The 17,102-nt window shown below is 44.0% G+C and carries 16 protein-coding genes; 11 read left to right on the top strand and 5 right to left on the bottom strand.

Features of this window, described 5'->3' with window-relative positions; genetic code table 11:
• Positions 1-29: 29 nt before the first annotated feature.
• The gene (locus OH459_RS12725; RefSeq protein ID WP_005447467.1) at positions 30-719 is read left to right on the top strand and encodes a flavin reductase family protein; all 690 of its coding nucleotides are present in this window, start codon (positions 30-32) and stop codon (positions 717-719) included.
• Between the two features lie 19 nt (positions 720-738).
• Here OH459_RS12725 and OH459_RS12720 read toward each other — a convergent pair whose 3' ends face one another.
• Together OH459_RS12720 and OH459_RS12715 are read right to left on the bottom strand one after the other, a co-directional pair.
• Entirely contained in the window at positions 739-1,611 is an 873-nt protein-coding gene (locus OH459_RS12720; RefSeq protein WP_005447466.1) for a patatin-like phospholipase family protein, read from the bottom strand.
• Between the two features lie 191 nt (positions 1,612-1,802).
• Positions 1,803-2,444, bottom strand: a complete 642-nt coding sequence (locus OH459_RS12715; RefSeq protein ID WP_005447464.1) for a MarC family protein — start codon at positions 2,442-2,444, stop codon at positions 1,803-1,805.
• A 213-nt stretch (positions 2,445-2,657) separates the two neighbouring features.
• On the opposite strand from OH459_RS12715, the gene nfsA reads away from it, so the two are divergent.
• From nfsA to OH459_RS12695, 4 genes are all read left to right on the top strand, one after another.
• Complete coding sequence (gene nfsA / locus OH459_RS12710; RefSeq protein WP_017189686.1) at positions 2,658-3,380, top strand: oxygen-insensitive NADPH nitroreductase; 723 nt, start codon at positions 2,658-2,660, stop codon at positions 3,378-3,380.
• A gap of 534 nt (positions 3,381-3,914) precedes the next feature.
• Entirely contained in the window at positions 3,915-5,036 is a 1,122-nt protein-coding gene (locus tag OH459_RS12705) for a polysaccharide export protein (protein WP_009698012.1), read from the top strand.
• 71 nt (positions 5,037-5,107) lie between these two features.
• Complete coding sequence (locus OH459_RS12700) at positions 5,108-5,548, top strand: arsenate reductase/protein-tyrosine-phosphatase family protein (protein WP_005447459.1); 441 nt, start codon at positions 5,108-5,110, stop codon at positions 5,546-5,548.
• Between the two features lie 30 nt (positions 5,549-5,578).
• Entirely contained in the window at positions 5,579-7,729 is a 2,151-nt protein-coding gene (locus tag OH459_RS12695; protein WP_009698013.1) for a polysaccharide biosynthesis tyrosine autokinase, read from the top strand.
• A 113-nt stretch (positions 7,730-7,842) separates the two neighbouring features.
• On the opposite strand, the gene OH459_RS12690 is transcribed toward OH459_RS12695, so the two are convergent.
• Entirely contained in the window at positions 7,843-8,214 is a 372-nt protein-coding gene (locus tag OH459_RS12690; RefSeq protein WP_005447457.1) for a hypothetical protein, read from the bottom strand.
• Positions 8,215-8,218: 4 nt separating this feature from the next.
• The gene (locus OH459_RS12685) at positions 8,219-8,527 is read right to left on the bottom strand and encodes a monooxygenase (protein WP_050932693.1); all 309 of its coding nucleotides are present in this window, start codon (positions 8,525-8,527) and stop codon (positions 8,219-8,221) included.
• Positions 8,528-8,636: 109 nt separating this feature from the next.
• Here OH459_RS12685 and OH459_RS12680 point away from each other — a divergent pair, with 109 nt between their 5' ends.
• On the top strand, positions 8,637-9,530 hold the full coding sequence (locus OH459_RS12680; RefSeq protein WP_009698016.1) for a LysR family transcriptional regulator: 894 nt from the start codon (positions 8,637-8,639) through the stop codon (positions 9,528-9,530).
• Between the two features lie 326 nt (positions 9,531-9,856).
• Positions 9,857-11,128, top strand: coding sequence for a DUF1835 domain-containing protein (locus OH459_RS12675; RefSeq protein WP_269986992.1), 1,272 nt, complete (start codon positions 9,857-9,859; stop codon positions 11,126-11,128).
• A 42-nt stretch (positions 11,129-11,170) separates the two neighbouring features.
• Here OH459_RS12675 and OH459_RS12670 read toward each other — a convergent pair whose 3' ends face one another.
• Positions 11,171-11,767, bottom strand: a complete 597-nt coding sequence (locus OH459_RS12670) for a TetR/AcrR family transcriptional regulator (protein ID WP_029788340.1) — start codon at positions 11,765-11,767, stop codon at positions 11,171-11,173.
• A gap of 284 nt (positions 11,768-12,051) precedes the next feature.
• On the opposite strand from OH459_RS12670, the gene OH459_RS12665 reads away from it, so the two are divergent.
• From OH459_RS12665 to OH459_RS12650, 4 genes are all read left to right on the top strand, one after another.
• Positions 12,052-12,891 carry a hypothetical protein gene (locus tag OH459_RS12665; RefSeq protein ID WP_005447451.1) on the top strand — a complete coding sequence of 280 codons (840 nt, stop codon included), beginning with the start codon at positions 12,052-12,054 and terminating at the stop codon, positions 12,889-12,891.
• 12 nt (positions 12,892-12,903) lie between these two features.
• Entirely contained in the window at positions 12,904-14,028 is a 1,125-nt protein-coding gene (locus OH459_RS12660; protein WP_269986991.1) for a BamA/TamA family outer membrane protein, read from the top strand.
• Between the two features lie 9 nt (positions 14,029-14,037).
• Entirely contained in the window at positions 14,038-15,102 is a 1,065-nt protein-coding gene (locus OH459_RS12655; protein ID WP_269986990.1) for a DUF4056 domain-containing protein, read from the top strand.
• Positions 15,103-15,422: 320 nt separating this feature from the next.
• Complete coding sequence (locus OH459_RS12650) at positions 15,423-16,727, top strand: dicarboxylate/amino acid:cation symporter (RefSeq protein WP_005447448.1); 1,305 nt, start codon at positions 15,423-15,425, stop codon at positions 16,725-16,727.
• Positions 16,728-17,102 lie beyond the last annotated feature (375 nt).

Below are 17,102 nucleotides of genomic sequence, written 5' to 3'. Positions count from 1 at the left end.
GGGCGAGGTTTCTCGCCCCTTTTTAGGACATGGAAAACATCAAACTCTCAAAGCATGATATACAAACGATGGAGCAGCGCCAAAGAACTCGATTGGTCAACTCCCTTGCGGGATACAAAAGCGCGAACCTCATCGGAACAAGAGACAGGCAAGGACAAGAGAACCTGGCTATCGTAAGCTCTGTGATCCACTTAGGCTCACATCCGCCACTGTTTGGTTTTATTGTTCGTCCACGCAAAAGCCGTCGTCATACATTAGAAAACATCCTCGATACCAAGCACTTCACCATTAATGCCGTCGGCGTCGATTTCGTCCAAAAAGCACATCAAACCTCCGCCCGCTATCCAAAACAGATATCAGAGTTTGAAGCGGTAGGACTTACTCCTTACTATGATGATGCGTTTCCTGCGCCATTTGTACTAGAGAGCAATCTCAAAATGGGGTTGGTGTTGAGAGAACACATCAAGATTGAAAGCAATCAGACAGAGATGCTGATTGGTGAAGTGTTGATGGTACACGCACCTGAAAGAGCCATCATGCCCGATGGCTACCTAGATCTAGAGCTACTCGACTTAGTGACCATTTCCGGGCTCGACAGCTACCACGTCACGCAACGTCTGCATAGGTTAAGTTATGCCAAACCAGACGCTCGCCTATTCCCTCTGACGAGGGAGGGAGAACCTTCATCTTGGGGAGCACTTGAAGTTGATATGGACTAACCGCTTTAGACATCAAAAGCTAAATACAGAAGTGGCAGTTTTCTCTGTCTAAGCCGTGTTCACCGGCCCGATTGGTAAGGTGGGCGCGCCCTGCTTCCAATCCCATTTCGTAACCTTCTAGCAATACCGACTGGCGCATTGATAGACGTTGTACACTGAATTCATCCGGCGGTGCAATAACGCGAATGTGCGTGTCTTTTGGAGGATTACGAATGAAATCTAACGATTCGTTGTAGTTCTCTGAACGGCGCAACATTGCCTCTGCCATCTGTGGATGCTCAGCGAACAACTTCTTCATTAACCAAGGCGTTTTTACCGGCTTTTTCTCATAAGCCAAAGGATGAGAAAGGATAACCGTAATATCACGAGCGCCGCGACGATGTGCTTCTCGAACCGGAATGGAATCCGCCACACCACCATCGGTATAACAACCACCAGAGAAGCAAGGAGTATGCTTGTACGCAATAGGCAGTGCCGTCGTCGCTTCCATCGCATTATGGAAGTTATGACGATTTACACGGTAATAATCCGCTTTACCCGTATTTACGTTCGTTGTCGCCGCTAAGAAAGGAATGCCTTCAAACAGTTTCGCTTCATCGACTGGGTACAAACGATTTGATTCTTCAAACAACCATTTCACATCGATCAAATCACCGCCTTTTAAAAAACGAGTAGGATCGAAAAAGCGTTTGCTGGTTGCTAATTTAGTAATGACGTTGATGCTACGGTGCGGGTAATCGGTCAAATAACCGATCAAATTTGAAGCCCCTGCCGATACGCCAATCGCAAAATCAAATGGTTTGTAGTCTTGTTCTAAGAATGCATCTAATACGCCGCTAGCAAAGACACCACGCATTGCACCACCTTCGACTACGATTGCTTTTGTTGCCATGTTTCCCCCCAATAATTGCTCTGAAAAGGTTACTGAAATTCGTGCTACAGCAACAATTGGTTATTCTTATTATTGAGATAGGCGAAGTCTATGTGTTTCTTGCTTTTTAAGTGGAAACTTAGGATCAAAAAATCCACATCAACTGCCTAGTCAATGTGGATTCAAAGTAAAGTATTCAGATGCTAAAGAAATTAAGCAAAAACGGTTTTATACGCCTCTGCTGCGCCATCAATGAACATTTGTGTGCCAATCACGGCGAGGATCAGCCCCATCATTTTGGTGATCACATTTAACGCACTTGGACCAACAGCTTTCACTAACTTGTCGCCAAAGAGAAACAGAACGTAAGTAATAGCACAGAGCACGGCAAAGGATGCGATAGTAATAATGGTTTCCGTTATTCCACCCGCTGTTGCAAAGTTCATTGCTGTCGCGAGAGTGCCCGGACCAGCTAAAATCGGCATTGCCAGTGGGGAAACTGCAATACTTAAAGCCGCCTGTTCTTGCTCTGGTGAGTAGGCTTTCTCTTTGGTCTTCTTGTGCGTTGATTCACCTTGCAGCATGTGAAAGCCAATTAAAAAGACTAAGATGCCGCCGGTAATACGCAGCGCGTATAACGTAATGCCGAACAAGTCGAAAATCACCTTACCCGCAACAGCAAACACAGCAACAATAACAAAAGCGATAAAGACTGAACGAAATGCAATTGAGCGGACCGTTTGTTTATCATCATCCGCTGTTAGGCTTAAAAAGATAGGAATGTTAGCGATAGGGTTCATGATGGCAAAAAAGCCCATAAACACTGTGACCGTATGAAGTATTAGCTCTTTCATGTTCTCCACATTTGGTAAGCTATTGATTATTAAAAATCAGTATATACCCAAGTTTATAAATAACGTCACTTTATGTTCAATTTGCTCGGTTGCACTTCGTCAAGTTTTGTCCTGTGGCACACTTTGTAGTGCATCTCTGTTTACGCTCCCAATAAATGCCGTTATGGTGAAGATTCAGCCAAATAGAACCACTCTTCAGGAAGCCAGAACATCATGAACAATACGATTGAAACCATTCTTGCTCATCGCTCTATCCGAAAATTCACCGCAGTTCCTATTACTGATGAACAAAGACAAACCATCATTCAAGCAGGTTTAGCTGCGTCTTCTTCTAGTATGCTTCAAGTCGTCTCAATCGTTCGAGTGACTGACTCTGAAAAGCGTAAGCAATTGGCTCAATTTGCTGGTAACCAAGCTTATGTTGAAAGTGCGGCTGAGTTCTTAGTGTTTTGTATTGATTATCAGCGCCATGCAACCATCAATCCTGATGTACAGGCAGACTTTACAGAACTAACTCTGATTGGAGCAGTAGATTCTGGAATCATGGCACAAAACTGCTTGCTTGCAGCCGAGTCTATGGGATTAGGTGGCGTATATATTGGAGGACTAAGGAATAGCGCCGCTCAAGTTGATAAGCTATTGGGCTTACCGGAAAATAGCGCGGTGTTGTTTGGTATGTGCTTAGGGCATCCCGATCAAAATCCCGAAGTAAAGCCACGCCTACCTGCACATGTGGTTGTTCATGAAAATCAATACCAAGAGCTAAATTTAGATGATATTCAGAGCTACGATCAAACTATGCAAGCGTATTATGCGAGCCGTACAAGCAATCAAAAACTGAGTACATGGTCGCAAGAAGTCACTGGGAAGCTTGCTGGTGAGTCGCGACCTCATATTCTGCCGTACTTGAACAGTAAGGGGCTAGCAAAACGCTAATATCATTGAAATGATGGTTTGTTGTATGAAATCGTTCATCAAACCATCACTTTGTTGAACCCACATCATATTTTGACCATACGCTGCCCACTTTCTGGCAAAACCATAACAAAGCGCTATTGACGTAGAATAAAAAATACGACACTCATCACATTTTAAAACAAAGCATATAAATTTTTTTAGAAAAATGGTCGCATCAATAACTAATTGAAAAACTGTTAAATTACAAATTTCGTGAGCTGATACGGAAAATTAGAGCTAATTAATAAACACTTTTGTCAAATCCACGCTACTCAACGCACAGAAATATAAAATTCAGCAATATATAGCTAGCTTTTTATCAATTTATCGTCTATTGCCCCTCCTCAAAAAATTCTTTAGAGTGCGCTCGCCAGATGCAACCCGTTTCTTATTGAGTATTTTATAAATTAAAATAAATAATACTGCCCAATAAAATTGTGACGTGTTGTTGTTTAGGCAAAAAACAATGTTGTTCTTAGCAACTCGCTCTTTACGTCAGATGAATGAAAAAGCATGAATTTCAACTATACAAAGCTAGGCAGTTTACTCCTTTCCTCTGTACTTCTCGCTGGATGTACAGTACCGGGCAGTCACTTATCCACGAGTGGAAAGCACATCGTTGAAGACAACAGCGCCAATACGGCGGCAGATTTTAACGTCTTTCCACTGACTCTTGATAAAGTCTCGCAGCTAAAAAGCTCAGATGTAGAGACCAAAGCGAACCCAACACTTGACCATCAACTCGCGGCTTACGAGTATGAAGTCGGTCCTGGCGATATTCTGAATATCACTATTTGGGATCACCCTGAACTTACCATTCCAGCAGGCTCTTACCGTAGCTCTGAAGAAGCGGGTAACTGGGTGCATGCTGATGGCACCATCTTCTATCCATACATCGGTATTGTTGAGGTTGCGGGTAAAAATGTTCGCCAAATTCGTACCATTATTGCTAACAAGTTGGCGAAGTACATTGAGAGTCCACAAGTGGATGTGAGTGTTGCGGCATTTCGTTCCAAGAAATCTTACATCACTGGCGAAGTTAACAAGCCAGGGCAACAACCTATCACCAATATCCCACTTACGCTTCTTGATGCAGTTAACCGCGCTGGCGGTCTAGCAGAAGATGCGGATTGGCGTAACGTCACACTGACACGCCAAGGCAAAGTCGAAAACATTTCTCTCTATGCGCTAATGCAAGAGGGTGACCTTACTGAAAACCGATTACTTCAACCTGGCGACATCGTACATGTGCCAAGAAATGACACTCAAAAAGTGTTTGTTATGGGTGAAGTTAACGATCCTAAGCTACTGAAAATGGATCGCGCAGGCATGAGCTTGACCGAGGCTCTAAGCAATGTTGGTGGTATCAACCAACTTTCTGCGGATGCAACTGGCGTTTTTGTCATCAGAAAATCTCAAGACAATCAAGCATTAGGCGACATTTACCAACTTGATGTCTCTGACGCAGCGGCGTTAGTGATTGGTACTGAATTTGATTTGGAACCTTACGACATTGTGTATGTTACTGCTGCACCAGTCAGTCGTTGGAACCGCGTTATTGCACAGTTAGTACCGACGATTTCAGGCTTCAATGAGCTTACAGAAGGTGTTCTACGCGTTAGAAACTGGCCGTAGTTCAGACGTTCTTGAAAGGGCTTATGTGAAGAGGTAAGCCCTTTCCAATAGTTATTGATAAGGAACAAACCATGTTTTCAAACATTCTTGTCGTATGCGTAGGTAACATTTGTCGCTCTCCGACTGGGGAACGAGTGCTTCAACAACTTCTTCCGAATAAAACCATTTCTTCAGCCGGTATTGCCGTTGAGAAAAGTCGACTGACTGGGAAACCAGCGGATGAGACAGCAACGCTCATTGCCTCGGAAAAAGGGTTTTCTCTTGAGAATCACCAAGCGCAACAACTTACTGCGCAGCTTTGTGCGAAACAAGATCTTATCTTGGTAATGGAACAAGGTCATATCGATGCATTAACTGAGATCGTTCCAGAAGCAAGAGGCAAGACCATGCTGTTTGGGCATTGGATGAATTCTGTCGACATTCCAGATCCATACAGACAAAGCAGAGAAGCATTTGATCATGCGTTTTCTCTGATTGAGCAATCCGCTCAGGCTTGGGCAAAAAAACTATAACTTCAGATTACTTGGCGAAATAAAAAAACAATGGCTAACCAAACTATAAGTTCATCTGCACCAACCGATGATGAAATCGATCTCGGTAAACTGTTTGGCATATTGATAGATGCGAAATGGTTCATCATTGGCATTACGCTTCTCTTTGCAACAATCGGTATTGCCGTGGCATTGCTATCGACACCTATCTACAAAGCTGATGCTCTGATTCAGATCGAACAGAAAAGCTCTGGTGGTATTTCGGCGATGGTCGGCGATATGGGCGAGCTTTTTGCTGCAGAATCGTCAGCAACGACTGAGATTGAGATCATCAAATCACGTATGATCCTTGGTGATACGGTCGATAAATTTAACCTAACGACGATTGCCACTCCGGACTATCTTCCTTTTATCGGTAAAGGTCTTGCTCGCATCAATGGCACTCAAGATTACATCTCAGTTTCAACTTTCGAGATGCCACGTACCGCGCAAGGTTACAAGCATCAGCTTGTGGTAACAGATGCAGAGAAAGGCAGTTTTGATCTGATGATTGAAGATCAAATTGTGCTTTCTGGCGTTGTTGGTCAAACGATTGAAATGAATGGCTACCGCATCAAAGTACGTGAACTGGTTGCGCAAAACGAAGACAGTTTTTCAATCGGAAAAATTAGCAAGCTTGACGCGATCAACCGATTGGCTTCACAACTGTCTATTTCAGAACGTGGCGCGAAAACAGGTATTGTGTCACTGAGTATTGAAGGCGAATACCCTGAACGTAACCAGCAAATTTTGAATGACGTTGTGCAAAACTACTTCCTACAGAATGTAAGAAGAAACTCAGCGGAAGCGGAACAGAGCCTAAACTTTCTAAAAGATCACCTACCGGAAATCAAAGAGAAACTGACAGGGTCTGAAGACGTACTGAATCGTTTTAGACAAGAAAACGAATCGATCGACTTAAACCTTGAAGCACAATCAACACTCAAAGTGATGGTCGCTCTTGAAGCGCAGCTGAACGAACTGACATTCAAAGAAAGTGAAATCAGCCAAAAGTTCACGCAGGATCACCCAGCATATAAATCACTATTGGATAAACGTCAGACGTTACTGCAAGAAAAAGCTCGTTTGAACCGACAAGTTCAGAAGCTGCCAAAAACGCAGCGTGAAGTCCTACGTATGACACGTGACGTTGAAGTTAACCAACAGATCTACATTCAGCTTCTAAACAAAGTTCAAGAGTTGAACATTATTAAAGCTGGTACCGTTGGTAACGTACGCATTATCGATAGTGCACAGTCTTACGCTATTCCAGTGAAGCCTAAGAAGCCTCTTATCGTTGTTCTAGCAACACTATTAGGCGGTATGGTTGCCGTTGCTTTTGTTCTGGTTAAAACCGCTTTCCACCGCGGCGTCACTTCTCCAGACGAGATTGAACAAACGGGTATTTCTGTTTACGCAAGTGTTCCTAAGTCGGTACAACAATTAGAAGTTGCGAGCAAACTTAAGCGCAAGAGCAACAAAGACCTGCTTCTATTGGCAGAAGAAAACCCTGCGGATCTTTCGATTGAAGCACTACGTGGACTTCGCACTAGCCTTCATTTTGCGATGATGGAAGCGAAAAACAACGTACTGATGATCTCTGGTCCAGCGCCTTCAATTGGTAAGACATTTGTATCGACAAACTTTGCGGCAGTAGCAGCGAAGACAGGTCAAAAAGTGTTGTTGGTCGATGCGGACATGCGTAAAGGTTACTTGCAACAATGTTTTGGTCTGACGGCTGATAACGGTCTTTCTGATTTCTTAAGCGGTAAGATTAGTCAAGATATGGTGATCAAGCCGACTAAAGTTGAGAACTTAGATGTAATTACTCGTGGTCAAGTACCACCAAACCCTTCTGAGCTTTTGATGCACCCACGATTTGTTGAGTTTGTAGAAAAAGCATCACAAGAGTATGACCTAGTGATCATCGATACACCGCCAGTATTGGCAGTGACTGACCCTAGTATCGTTGGTGCGATTGCAGGAACCACTCTGATGGTAGCTCGCTTTGACCAAACGACATCGAAAGAGCTTGAAGTCGCTCGCAGTCGATTTGAACAATCGGGTGTAGAAGTCAAAGGCGTCATTCTTAACGCAATTGAGAAGAAAGCGGCGAGTTCATACGGCTACGGTTATTACAACTACGCCTATAAGAGTGAGTAATGTCGCTACACCCAAGTGACTTAAGCATACTTGGGGAAAACCATAAATAGAAACACAAAGCCCCGCAATTATCGCGGGGCTTTTTAATAATGATCTAATTAAGATAGCTTCTATTATTGCTTCTTCAATTGAAGAAAAGTGAGCACACTCAATAGCAAGAAGAAGGCGGGATCACTCCAACCAAAGCCAACAAACACCCCCGTGATGCCAGCATAAGTAGTGATCGCTACGCCCAAGACATTCGTGACCAACAAAGCTTTAAACAGTTGTTTCGCCGTATTGCCAGATTCAACATCACGTAACATCAAACTTACCGCAGCAATCCCACCTAAAAAGATTGACGTATGCTGGGACAAAAACAGTGCGTACTGGTCATTGATTTGTACACCATACATCGGCCACATCATGGTTGGAACAAAAAATAACGCAAAAGCAAATACCGTATAAATCGTGCCATGAACGGTTAGAAAGGTGCGGTTAGTCATAATATTACTCTCCGATTGGACCTTGGTTGATGGTACTTAGTGACGCGTTGATATCAAATATCTGCCCTCTTACTCGTTCAACCCCCATCTGTTTCAGACGAGCAGTGTGCATTTCGAGATAAGCTTGCGCCGTGGCTTCATCTTCAAAAAGATAGATGCCACCACCAAGTTTATCTTTCTCGCTTTCCGTCCAAATTTTCCAAATCATACCCGGTTCTTGGTTAATTGATTTAGCTAAATCGATCAGAGCATTCGACATCTCTTCACCAAACGGACCATGAAATTCAAAATCAACTTGCAATAGTTTCGCCATCTTGAGTCTCCTCTTCTTATTGACTCGCTTTTGATGGGAAGATTATTACCTTTATAAAACTGACAAAAAAGTTCATAATTTTGCCATTAACTGTGGAAAAAACTGACTAATGAGACTCAAAACAACCTTAGAGCAATGGCAAACACTACAAGCAATTGAACAGGCGGGGAGCATTCAGTCAGCCGCAGTGATGCTCAATAAAAGCCATACCACGCTTATCTATTCGGTGAAAAAGCTCGAAGACCAATTGGGTATCAAGCTGATAGAAGTAAAAGGTCGTAAGGCCGGATTAACCGAACACGGTCAGACGATGTTGCGCCGTGCACAATCAATGCTTGAGCAGGCTCGTGAACTTGAAATGATCAGTGAGCAGCTAAATAGCGGTGTAGAATCACAGATAACGGTAGCGATCGATCACTTGTGCGACCCAAGTTGGCTCTATACTCCACTTAGTGAATTTCTCACACATAACAACACGACTTCCGTTCAAGTTGTAGAGACCTCTCTGAGTAAAACCACAGACATGGTGATCAATGAACTTGCGGATATTGCCATCATCAACCTTCCGATCACCAACTACCCTGCTGAAGCGTTCGGCACTACCACTATGGTCCCTGTGATCGCAGCTCGACATCCACTAGCAAAAAAGGAACATATTTCATTGGCGGACTTTGCAACCACCAGCCAAATTGTGGTTCGAGACTTAGGGGAATCAAACAAAGAGAAGCGAGACGTAGGCTGGTTACGCGCGCGTCAAAGAATCACGGTAGATAATTTTGACCACGCATTTAGGGCGGTTGAGCAAGGTGTCGGCTTCTGCCGCCTCCCAAAACATCTCGTCGAGTACCGTCAAAACGACCATATCAAAGAGATAGATCTTGAACATTCGAACCAATATCAAGTCGCTCTACATCTTACCTTGCCGAAAGGGGCGAAAAGTGGACCCGCCGCCCTTGCCCTCTATAAAACACTCCTTGATAGTGCCAAAGTGCGAGTTGGATAGAGCGACACAAAACAAGCTCAACAGGCGCAATTCTTAAGCCTTCATCATGGATGCTTTCTCTTCTCCAACTTACTCCTCGCTTAAGTTCTAGAACTGTTTTATGTGAAGTTAAGTGCAGTTTTGCTTCTTTATATTATTCAAAGTTGCGATACCTGTTTCGATTACATACCATTGAAGCAGCTCAAGCCTAAAGCACCCAACACTCGCGGAAAGAACTCGGTTCACGGCACCTCAACCACCCTGCTCTTGTTAGCAGGAACAATCTGTTTTTACCTTCTTTTTAACTTCTAATAAAGCGAGTGTGGAAGAGATAAGAAAGGTGAAAAATGCAATCTTACAATAGCTTCTCCATTAACCTTAACCAGCAAAAGTCTGTAGCAAAAAAACGCTTAAAGGCGATCCGCCAAAATGACACCATTGCACTCAAACAGGTTAAACAGTTTCACTCTCAACCAGAAACGCTTACTCCTGACTCTATCCAGCTGTCAGACGTTCAACACGCTCTAGCTAGAGAGCTTGGCTTGCCCAGTTGGAGCAAGTTAAAAGCACATATAGAGGAACTAGAAAGGCACAAGCACGCTATTGACCACCAAGCAAACCCGCTTGATGCAGATTTAAAAACACTCCATGTCCGCTGTGGGCACGATATTCAGCAACTATTAAAGACTTGCGGGTTTGAAGGTGATTTCTTACCTATGATTGATCCACTGTGCATCGGCCCTATTCCCAATGATGAAAAAGGCTTTGTCGCCATTCGAGCACAATACGTCGTAGGCACATTGCTACCCGTGATGGGTCGCAAAGATTCGGTTCAAAATGTAGCGCAGTTTGAGCAAAACAATATCCATACTCTACTTAACCATCAATATGAACGTATTGTGTTTTGGGTTGAACACGATGCCTATGATCAATTCATGCTACTTCGAGGACTCTCTTTGTTAGAGAACACTGTAAGTAAAGTGATAGAGATCATCGAATTCAACCAGTTTCCAGGAACAGAACGGTTTATTGGCTTTGGGCAACTCCCTGCCGAAGCTATTCGCTCATGTTGGCAACACCGAAAGCCGGTTACAGCGAAGCTTTTCAGTCAAGCCAAACGCTGCTGGCAAGCGTTGCGGGCTCAAACACCGCAGCCGCTCCTTAACTTGCTAGAACAACATGAATTAGATTGCTTACCGAATATCAAAGCAGTGATGAAACGACACCTTCAAGAACTGCCTAACTCGGAGTCAGGATTGAGCTTCACCCAATATTTGGCGTTGCAAGTATTGGGCGAGCAAAGCACAGCCATCACCGTTAAAGATTGGTTTCAAAGAAGTCAGCAAAGAGAGCCCCTTCCCACCCTCGGTGACGTAATGTTTTATGCATTGCTACTACCACTCGCACGAGCGGAAAAACCACTGTTTGCTGTGGATTCATTTGATAAAAATTGGTGGGAACAACAAGTCAGTATTAATGCTCGTGGCAAAGCTTGTTTGAGTGGGAAAGACTTTTTCATTCAAGACTATTGGGTCGGAGGGCTCCATAACCGAGAACAAGACTATTGGACGTGGGATCACACCTCTCTATCAACACTGCGTCATGTCGTGATGAGTTAAGCATTTGAGGCAATAAGCAATAAGCAATAAGCAATAAGCAAACTAACGTCGGTAGCCATCTAAAAACAGCGTAAGAATATCCTCAACGACTTTCTTGCGCTGCTCAATACTCGGCACCGCTTGATTGGCAACCAATTGTGGCCACAAACAGTTTCCTTTCAATAAGCACATTAGCATGCAACTCATCATGACTGGGTCAAGCGCTTTGACCTTGTTATCCGCAATGGCTTCTTTAAACCAGTTTTCCAGCAATGCATCTTGGCGTTGAAGTTGGTGTAAGTAGTTCTCTGCCAATTCTGGTGTGCGCATAAACTCACTGATCACCATCTTGGCGAGCGGCAAACCAAAGTCTTCATACATAGAGTCCAACTTGGCATGCAGATAGGTTCTAAGTTGTGTTTCGATATCGCTCTCTGGTGAGTAATTGAGTTGCAATCGTGCACGCTGAGTTTCGAGCACGCTTTGTATCGACTCGATAAACAACACATCTTTACTTTCAAAATGGCGATATAAGGTACGCTTCGATGCCCCAGCTCGCTCACACACTCTATCCATATTTGCGCCACTAAATCCGTGCTCAATAAACTCCTGTTGAGCCGCTTCAATCAGCGCAATGCGTTTTTTTTCCGAAAGTTTCATCGTTCTAGATTCACCAACCTCATGTAAGTGGCTGCAGAGTATAGCGCGCAAGAATCTAAAGTACACTTTAAAGTTTACTTTTTAAATTTTAAGAGTAAGATGCGCTCGCCGAAGTTAAGAAGCCTCTCTAAAAACACATAAAAGCCGCGGATCTTAACTCTCGTTTTGGTGCTTTTTCCTTATGAGAAAGCAGTGATTTTTCCGTGACGATAATTGAATCTCATAAGCTAAAAGTAACCTATCTTCCGCTTACATTGAGATCGCCACGATTTATGAAGTGACTTATGAAATTACCTTCTTTGCTTGTTGCTGCATCTTGCTTGTTTACCGGAGTCGCGAATGCGGATTCCATTTCTCTTCCTATTTGGAAAGAGAAAGCAGAGGCGCTTGGCTACAATTTGCCAAAACCTTTTGGTTTAAACCTCAGCTATATGAGTATGGAACAAGGCATCAATGTCGACTCTATCGCTTTAAAAGGCTTGGGCGGGATTGAAAAACTAGTCGATATGCAAGCAGAACCAGGTAAACAAGCCACCGATGTAATGACATTGCGTGCTGATGTCTGGCTATTTCCTTTCTTAAACGTTTATGGCTTGATCGGCACGCTCGACGGCTATTCAGAAACGGATGTAAACGTCAAAGTTAAGTTGCCGTTTGTGAAACCACAACGTATTGAGAACTTTCGTCTAGACCTTGACGGTTACACCAAAGGTCTTGGCTTTGTACTTGCCGGCGGCTACGACCAATGGTTCGCACTGGTCGATGCAAGTTACACTCAAACCAATTTAACCGTTATTGACGGTTCAATTGATGCGCTTGTTGTATCTCCTCGTGTTGGTTACGACTTCCATCAAAATGGCGTGCCAATTCGATTTTGGGTTGGTGCTATGTATCAAGATGTCGAGCAAGAACTCTCTGGTTCACTCAAAGATCTTGGACTACCACAATCTTTAGGTGGCGTAATCCCATCAGGCGCGCGTTTTGAAGTAAAACAGCGTTTAGAATCTGAATGGAACACCATCGCAGGCATGCAATACCAAATTAATGAAGATTGGTACCTTTTGGGTGAAGCCGGTTTTGGAGATCGTCAAAGCATCTTCTTCTCTTTAGACCGTCGTTTCTAGGGTAACAAGAAGATGAAAGCCTCTTATTCTCTTGCGCTCACCGCGCTGCTTAGTTCGTCATCTGCTTTTGCTATGCAGCAAGACGAAAGTAGCTTAATGGATGACATCCTGACCAAGCTTGGTTCAAGTGAGACCGTGGATGAATCTAAGTTAATCGACTGGGGCGTATTACCAGGTCCTTTTGTTAACCCAGAACAAGGGTTTGGTATTGGCGTTGCCGCAGTGGGGTTGTACACGCCTTATGACTGGCAAAAAGGCGATCCTTACTCGACCGTCACCGTTACTTCTTATGGTTCAACCTCAGGCTCTTACGGCTTGGGGTTAAACAATCGCACCTATTTAAAAAATGACAAAGCCCGTCTTTTAGGTGAGGCATGGATAAGCCATACCCCCGGTTACTATTGGGGTATTGGCAGCCAAGCCGCAGAAAACGAGAACAACAAAGTGCAGTATGAAGGGCAACGTTTACAGTTGAGCCCAAAAATCGCCGTTGAAGTCGCACCAAATACTTACGCCAAACTTGGCTGGCAATGGCAGTCATTCAGTAAGGTCGACGGTGTCGATGGCGATATTCTCCCTTCAGAAGTTGCCGATGCCACCAGCAGTGGTGTCTTAGTTGGAATGGAATACGACACGCGTGATTTCGAACCGAACCCAATGCGTGGACAGTTTCTCGATATTGAATGGATAGCGAACCGAGATTCACTCGGTAGTGATGAGGACTACGACAACCTCGTTGCTAACTATCGTGTTTACCAACAATGGTCTGACACTACGATTATCGCAATGGAGGTATATTCACAATCGATTTTCGGTGACGCTCCTTGGTTTGATTACGCCCAGCTAGGTGATGACCAGCGTATGCGTGGCTACTACCAAGGGCAATATCGCGATAAACATCAGCTTTCTACACAAGTAGAGATTCGCCATACCATTGCAGGTCGTCATGGTGTGGTTGGGTGGCTAGGTGCCGGTAATATCGCACCGACTTATCACGACCTCTTTAAAAGTAGCTGGTTACCTACTGTCGGGGTTGGTTATCGATTTGCCTTTAAGGCACGTATTAACGTGCGCGTCGATTTGGGCGTTGGCAAAGACAGCACTGGTTTTTATTTCCAAATTAATGAAGCATTCTAGGAGTAGGGTTTGAAGAAAACAGCACTATTACTACTGAGCCTTTGTAGTGGACTCGTCCACGCGCAAGAACTGAAAGCACCGGTTGGCGTAAGACCGTGCTGTGCATTTGGTGTCGATCTCAAAGCGCAACTAGGAAGCGTGCCTGTTCCATTCTTTTCTCTTGAGAATGTCTTATCCAGCAACGAAGTGGGTACTCACCACTATAACGATGGCAGTGAGTCTGTCTCTGGTAGCCTGCTAGGTCTGAATGAAGAAGCTAACGGCATTATCTTTACCGAACTAGGCGGGTTTATTGATACTGCCCACGTCCGTGATACCGCAGATTACACCTATTATTTATTCACCCTAAATCAACATTATCTCGGTCGCGCAGCGCATCTGGACTTGCCTGAAGAACTTCGTGTTCGTCGTATTCGTTGGTATGAACAAAAAGAGAAGCTTAGCGAAGAAGAGAAGCTAGATCGCAGTGCTCAAGCAGCAGCGCTAACCGCGTTTCGACTGGCTCAATGGCATGAAATAGCTCAGTGGTTCGGTATGGTGTCCGTTAGCGGATTTAAAGAGCTGGCATCTGCCTTTTCATCCGAAGACCTCTACTCCAACATGCTCGGCGCAAAATTAGCCAAGCAAGTATTACTGGACAACACCGAGCTCGATCAAAAAGGCTTTTCTAGAGCCATGGACAGCGCTTTCAAACAAGCTTTAAAGGATTTAAAAGCTCAATCGAAAGCGATAACGAAACAGAAAATCCAGCAACTCGATGGTGATTGGTGGGATAGCTCGCGACGCTTACCTGATAAATGGGTAGTTCGATTCCGAGATTACCATATGGCACTGAACTTAACGCCCAACTACTCTGGTGCAAACCATGAGCTTTCGTTATCCGCGACCTTTGCCGATCAACAACCAATTGACCAGTGGATGAGCGTAGAGTTTAGAGCAAGCGACAATGAAAAAGCCTTCTCAGCACTGCCTAAGTCTCTGACCTCAAAATCAATTTGGACACCTAAAGATTATCAACAGATTTCAGATTTTGCTCGTACCATCGATAACCAAACCCGCCCTCCGTTGAAATAACACCGCAATAAACAACTGAATAAAAGATGCCTAGTTATGCACTTAGCATCTTTTACCTCATCATTATGCATCCAGTTTTCTACCACTTGAGAATGTAAGAATTCATTTCTATCGGTTGTAAATTCGATAAATTTGTTAATCAACAAACTTTTCAACCAGCCTTTTAGTTACCATTTAGTTAATATTCTATTTTTTAAAGTGACTAACTTCACATCTATCGACCATTCAGAGGATTATTCTTTCGTATTTTCACACTCCGCTGCTAATCTGCACGCCGCCTTGAAGTGAACTCAAGGTGCATAACTATAAGGAGTGTTCTCATGAATACCAAGAAACCGATGTCGCTCACCAGCCGCGTAATTTTGGGTATGGTAGCGGGTATCTTGACAGGATTTGCAATTCGCACACTTTTTGCCGACAACGGATTTGTCGACGCATACATTGTTAATGGATTATTCGAAGTTGGTGGGCAGATCTTCGTTGCCAGCTTAAAAATGCTTGTTGTACCGCTAGTATTTGTTTCGCTAGTTTGTGGTACCAGCTCTCTAAAAGACCTATCTACATTGGGTCGCATGGGTGGTAAAACCCTTGCTTTCTACGTAGCAACAACCGCTATCGCAATCACACTTGCTCTAACCATGGGTACGCTATTCCAGCCGGGTGCTGGTGCAGACCTAACCGCAGCAAGTTCATTCAAATCAGCAGAAGCGCCATCTTTGGGTCAGGTGATCATTGATATGTTCCCGACTAACCCAATCAGCGCAATGGCAGAAGGTAAAACCCTGCAAGTTATCGTGTTCGCCGTCCTATTCGGTATCGCGATCAGTGCAGCAGGTAAGCCAGGCGAGCGTATCGCAGCTTTCTTCTCTGATCTGAATGAAGTAATCATGAAATTGGTTGCGATTCTGATGAACCTTGCGCCTTACGGTGTGTTCTTCCTAATGGCGAAGCTGTTTACAGGTCTTGGTCTAAGCGCAATCTTCAACCTTGCTGAATACTTCGTTGTACTAGCAGGTACGCTATTGCTGCACGGCCTTGTGACTTACAGTCTGATGCTAAAAGGCTTCACTGGTCTAAACCCAATTACGTTCCTACGTAAGATGGAAGACGCAATCATGTTTGCTTTCTCTACAGCATCATCAAACGCGACCATTCCAGTGACAATGGAAACGGCTAAGCACCGTATGGGTGTTGAGAACCGCGTATCATCGTTCACAGTGCCGCTAGGTGCAACCGTGAACATGGACGGCACGGCGATCATGCAAGGTGTAGCGACAGCCTTCATCGCGCAGGCATTCAACATCGACCTAACTATGGGTGACTACCTAATGGTTATCATGACGGCAACATTGGCGTCTATCGGTACCGCAGGTGTTCCTGGTGTTGGTCTAGTAATGCTAGCAATGGTATTGAACCAAGTAGGTCTGCCACTAGAGGGCATTGCACTTATCATGGGTGTTGACCGTCTACTTGATATGATTCGTACCGCAGTAAACATCACCGGGGACAGCGCAGTGACTATCATTGTTGCTAAATCAGAAGGCGCACTGGATGAAGCTCGCTTCAACGATCCAAAAGCTGGGGTCGCCGAAGAAGAAGTGCATCTGAAACGCGCGGAAGCTTAAACCCTTCCAAACTCAATTATCCTGTCTAAGCAAAAACCACCTTATTCTGAGGTGGTTTTTTATTTCCAATAAACCCGAAATCAAAAAGGTTTAGATACAATTCTCGTCCCCCGAGGTTGTTTCAATTACTAATCGGTAAGTAGTTAGATTCTATATTAGTTCATCTAGAGGGTTAAGATAACTGGTCTATGTTTATCACTTTGAAAATGATATATGGGACATTTTCATCATATAGAGATACAAATTCCATTATCAAATTAAAGATCAAAACCAAATCGCGATAGATAGTAGTCTGATAATTAAGTTGGTACTAAGATACACACATCATAATTTCATGTTTAAAAATAGTCTTTTTTTATTCATTTTCTCATTTCC

This window comes from Vibrio sp. MM46 (genome assembly GCF_027587135.1).
In the GTDB taxonomy this organism is placed as follows: Bacteria; Pseudomonadota; Gammaproteobacteria; order Enterobacterales; family Vibrionaceae; genus Vibrio; species Vibrio harveyi.
This window is presented reverse-complemented; position numbering and strand designations above follow the sequence as displayed.

Excerpts from the sequence above, each read along its gene's own strand:
- OH459_RS12725 (WP_005447467.1), top strand. The coding sequence starts at position 30 with ATGGAAAACATCAAACTCTCAAAGCATGATATACAAACGATGGAGCAG.
- OH459_RS12720 (WP_005447466.1), bottom strand. The coding sequence starts at position 1,611 with ATGGCAACAAAAGCAATCGTAGTCGAAGGTGGTGCAATGCGTGGTGTC.
- OH459_RS12715 (WP_005447464.1), bottom strand. The coding sequence starts at position 2,444 with ATGAAAGAGCTAATACTTCATACGGTCACAGTGTTTATGGGCTTTTTT.
- nfsA (WP_017189686.1), top strand. The coding sequence starts at position 2,658 with ATGAACAATACGATTGAAACCATTCTTGCTCATCGCTCTATCCGAAAA.
- OH459_RS12705 (WP_009698012.1), top strand. The coding sequence starts at position 3,915 with ATGAATTTCAACTATACAAAGCTAGGCAGTTTACTCCTTTCCTCTGTA.
- OH459_RS12700 (WP_005447459.1), top strand. The coding sequence starts at position 5,108 with ATGTTTTCAAACATTCTTGTCGTATGCGTAGGTAACATTTGTCGCTCT.
- OH459_RS12695 (WP_009698013.1), top strand. The coding sequence starts at position 5,579 with ATGGCTAACCAAACTATAAGTTCATCTGCACCAACCGATGATGAAATC.
- OH459_RS12690 (WP_005447457.1), bottom strand. The coding sequence starts at position 8,214 with ATGACTAACCGCACCTTTCTAACCGTTCATGGCACGATTTATACGGTA.
- OH459_RS12685 (WP_050932693.1), bottom strand. The coding sequence starts at position 8,527 with ATGGCGAAACTATTGCAAGTTGATTTTGAATTTCATGGTCCGTTTGGT.
- OH459_RS12680 (WP_009698016.1), top strand. The coding sequence starts at position 8,637 with ATGAGACTCAAAACAACCTTAGAGCAATGGCAAACACTACAAGCAATT.
- OH459_RS12675 (WP_269986992.1), top strand. The coding sequence starts at position 9,857 with ATGCAATCTTACAATAGCTTCTCCATTAACCTTAACCAGCAAAAGTCT.
- OH459_RS12670 (WP_029788340.1), bottom strand. The coding sequence starts at position 11,767 with ATGAAACTTTCGGAAAAAAAACGCATTGCGCTGATTGAAGCGGCTCAA.
- OH459_RS12665 (WP_005447451.1), top strand. The coding sequence starts at position 12,052 with ATGAAATTACCTTCTTTGCTTGTTGCTGCATCTTGCTTGTTTACCGGA.
- OH459_RS12660 (WP_269986991.1), top strand. The coding sequence starts at position 12,904 with ATGAAAGCCTCTTATTCTCTTGCGCTCACCGCGCTGCTTAGTTCGTCA.
- OH459_RS12650 (WP_005447448.1), top strand. The coding sequence starts at position 15,423 with ATGAATACCAAGAAACCGATGTCGCTCACCAGCCGCGTAATTTTGGGT.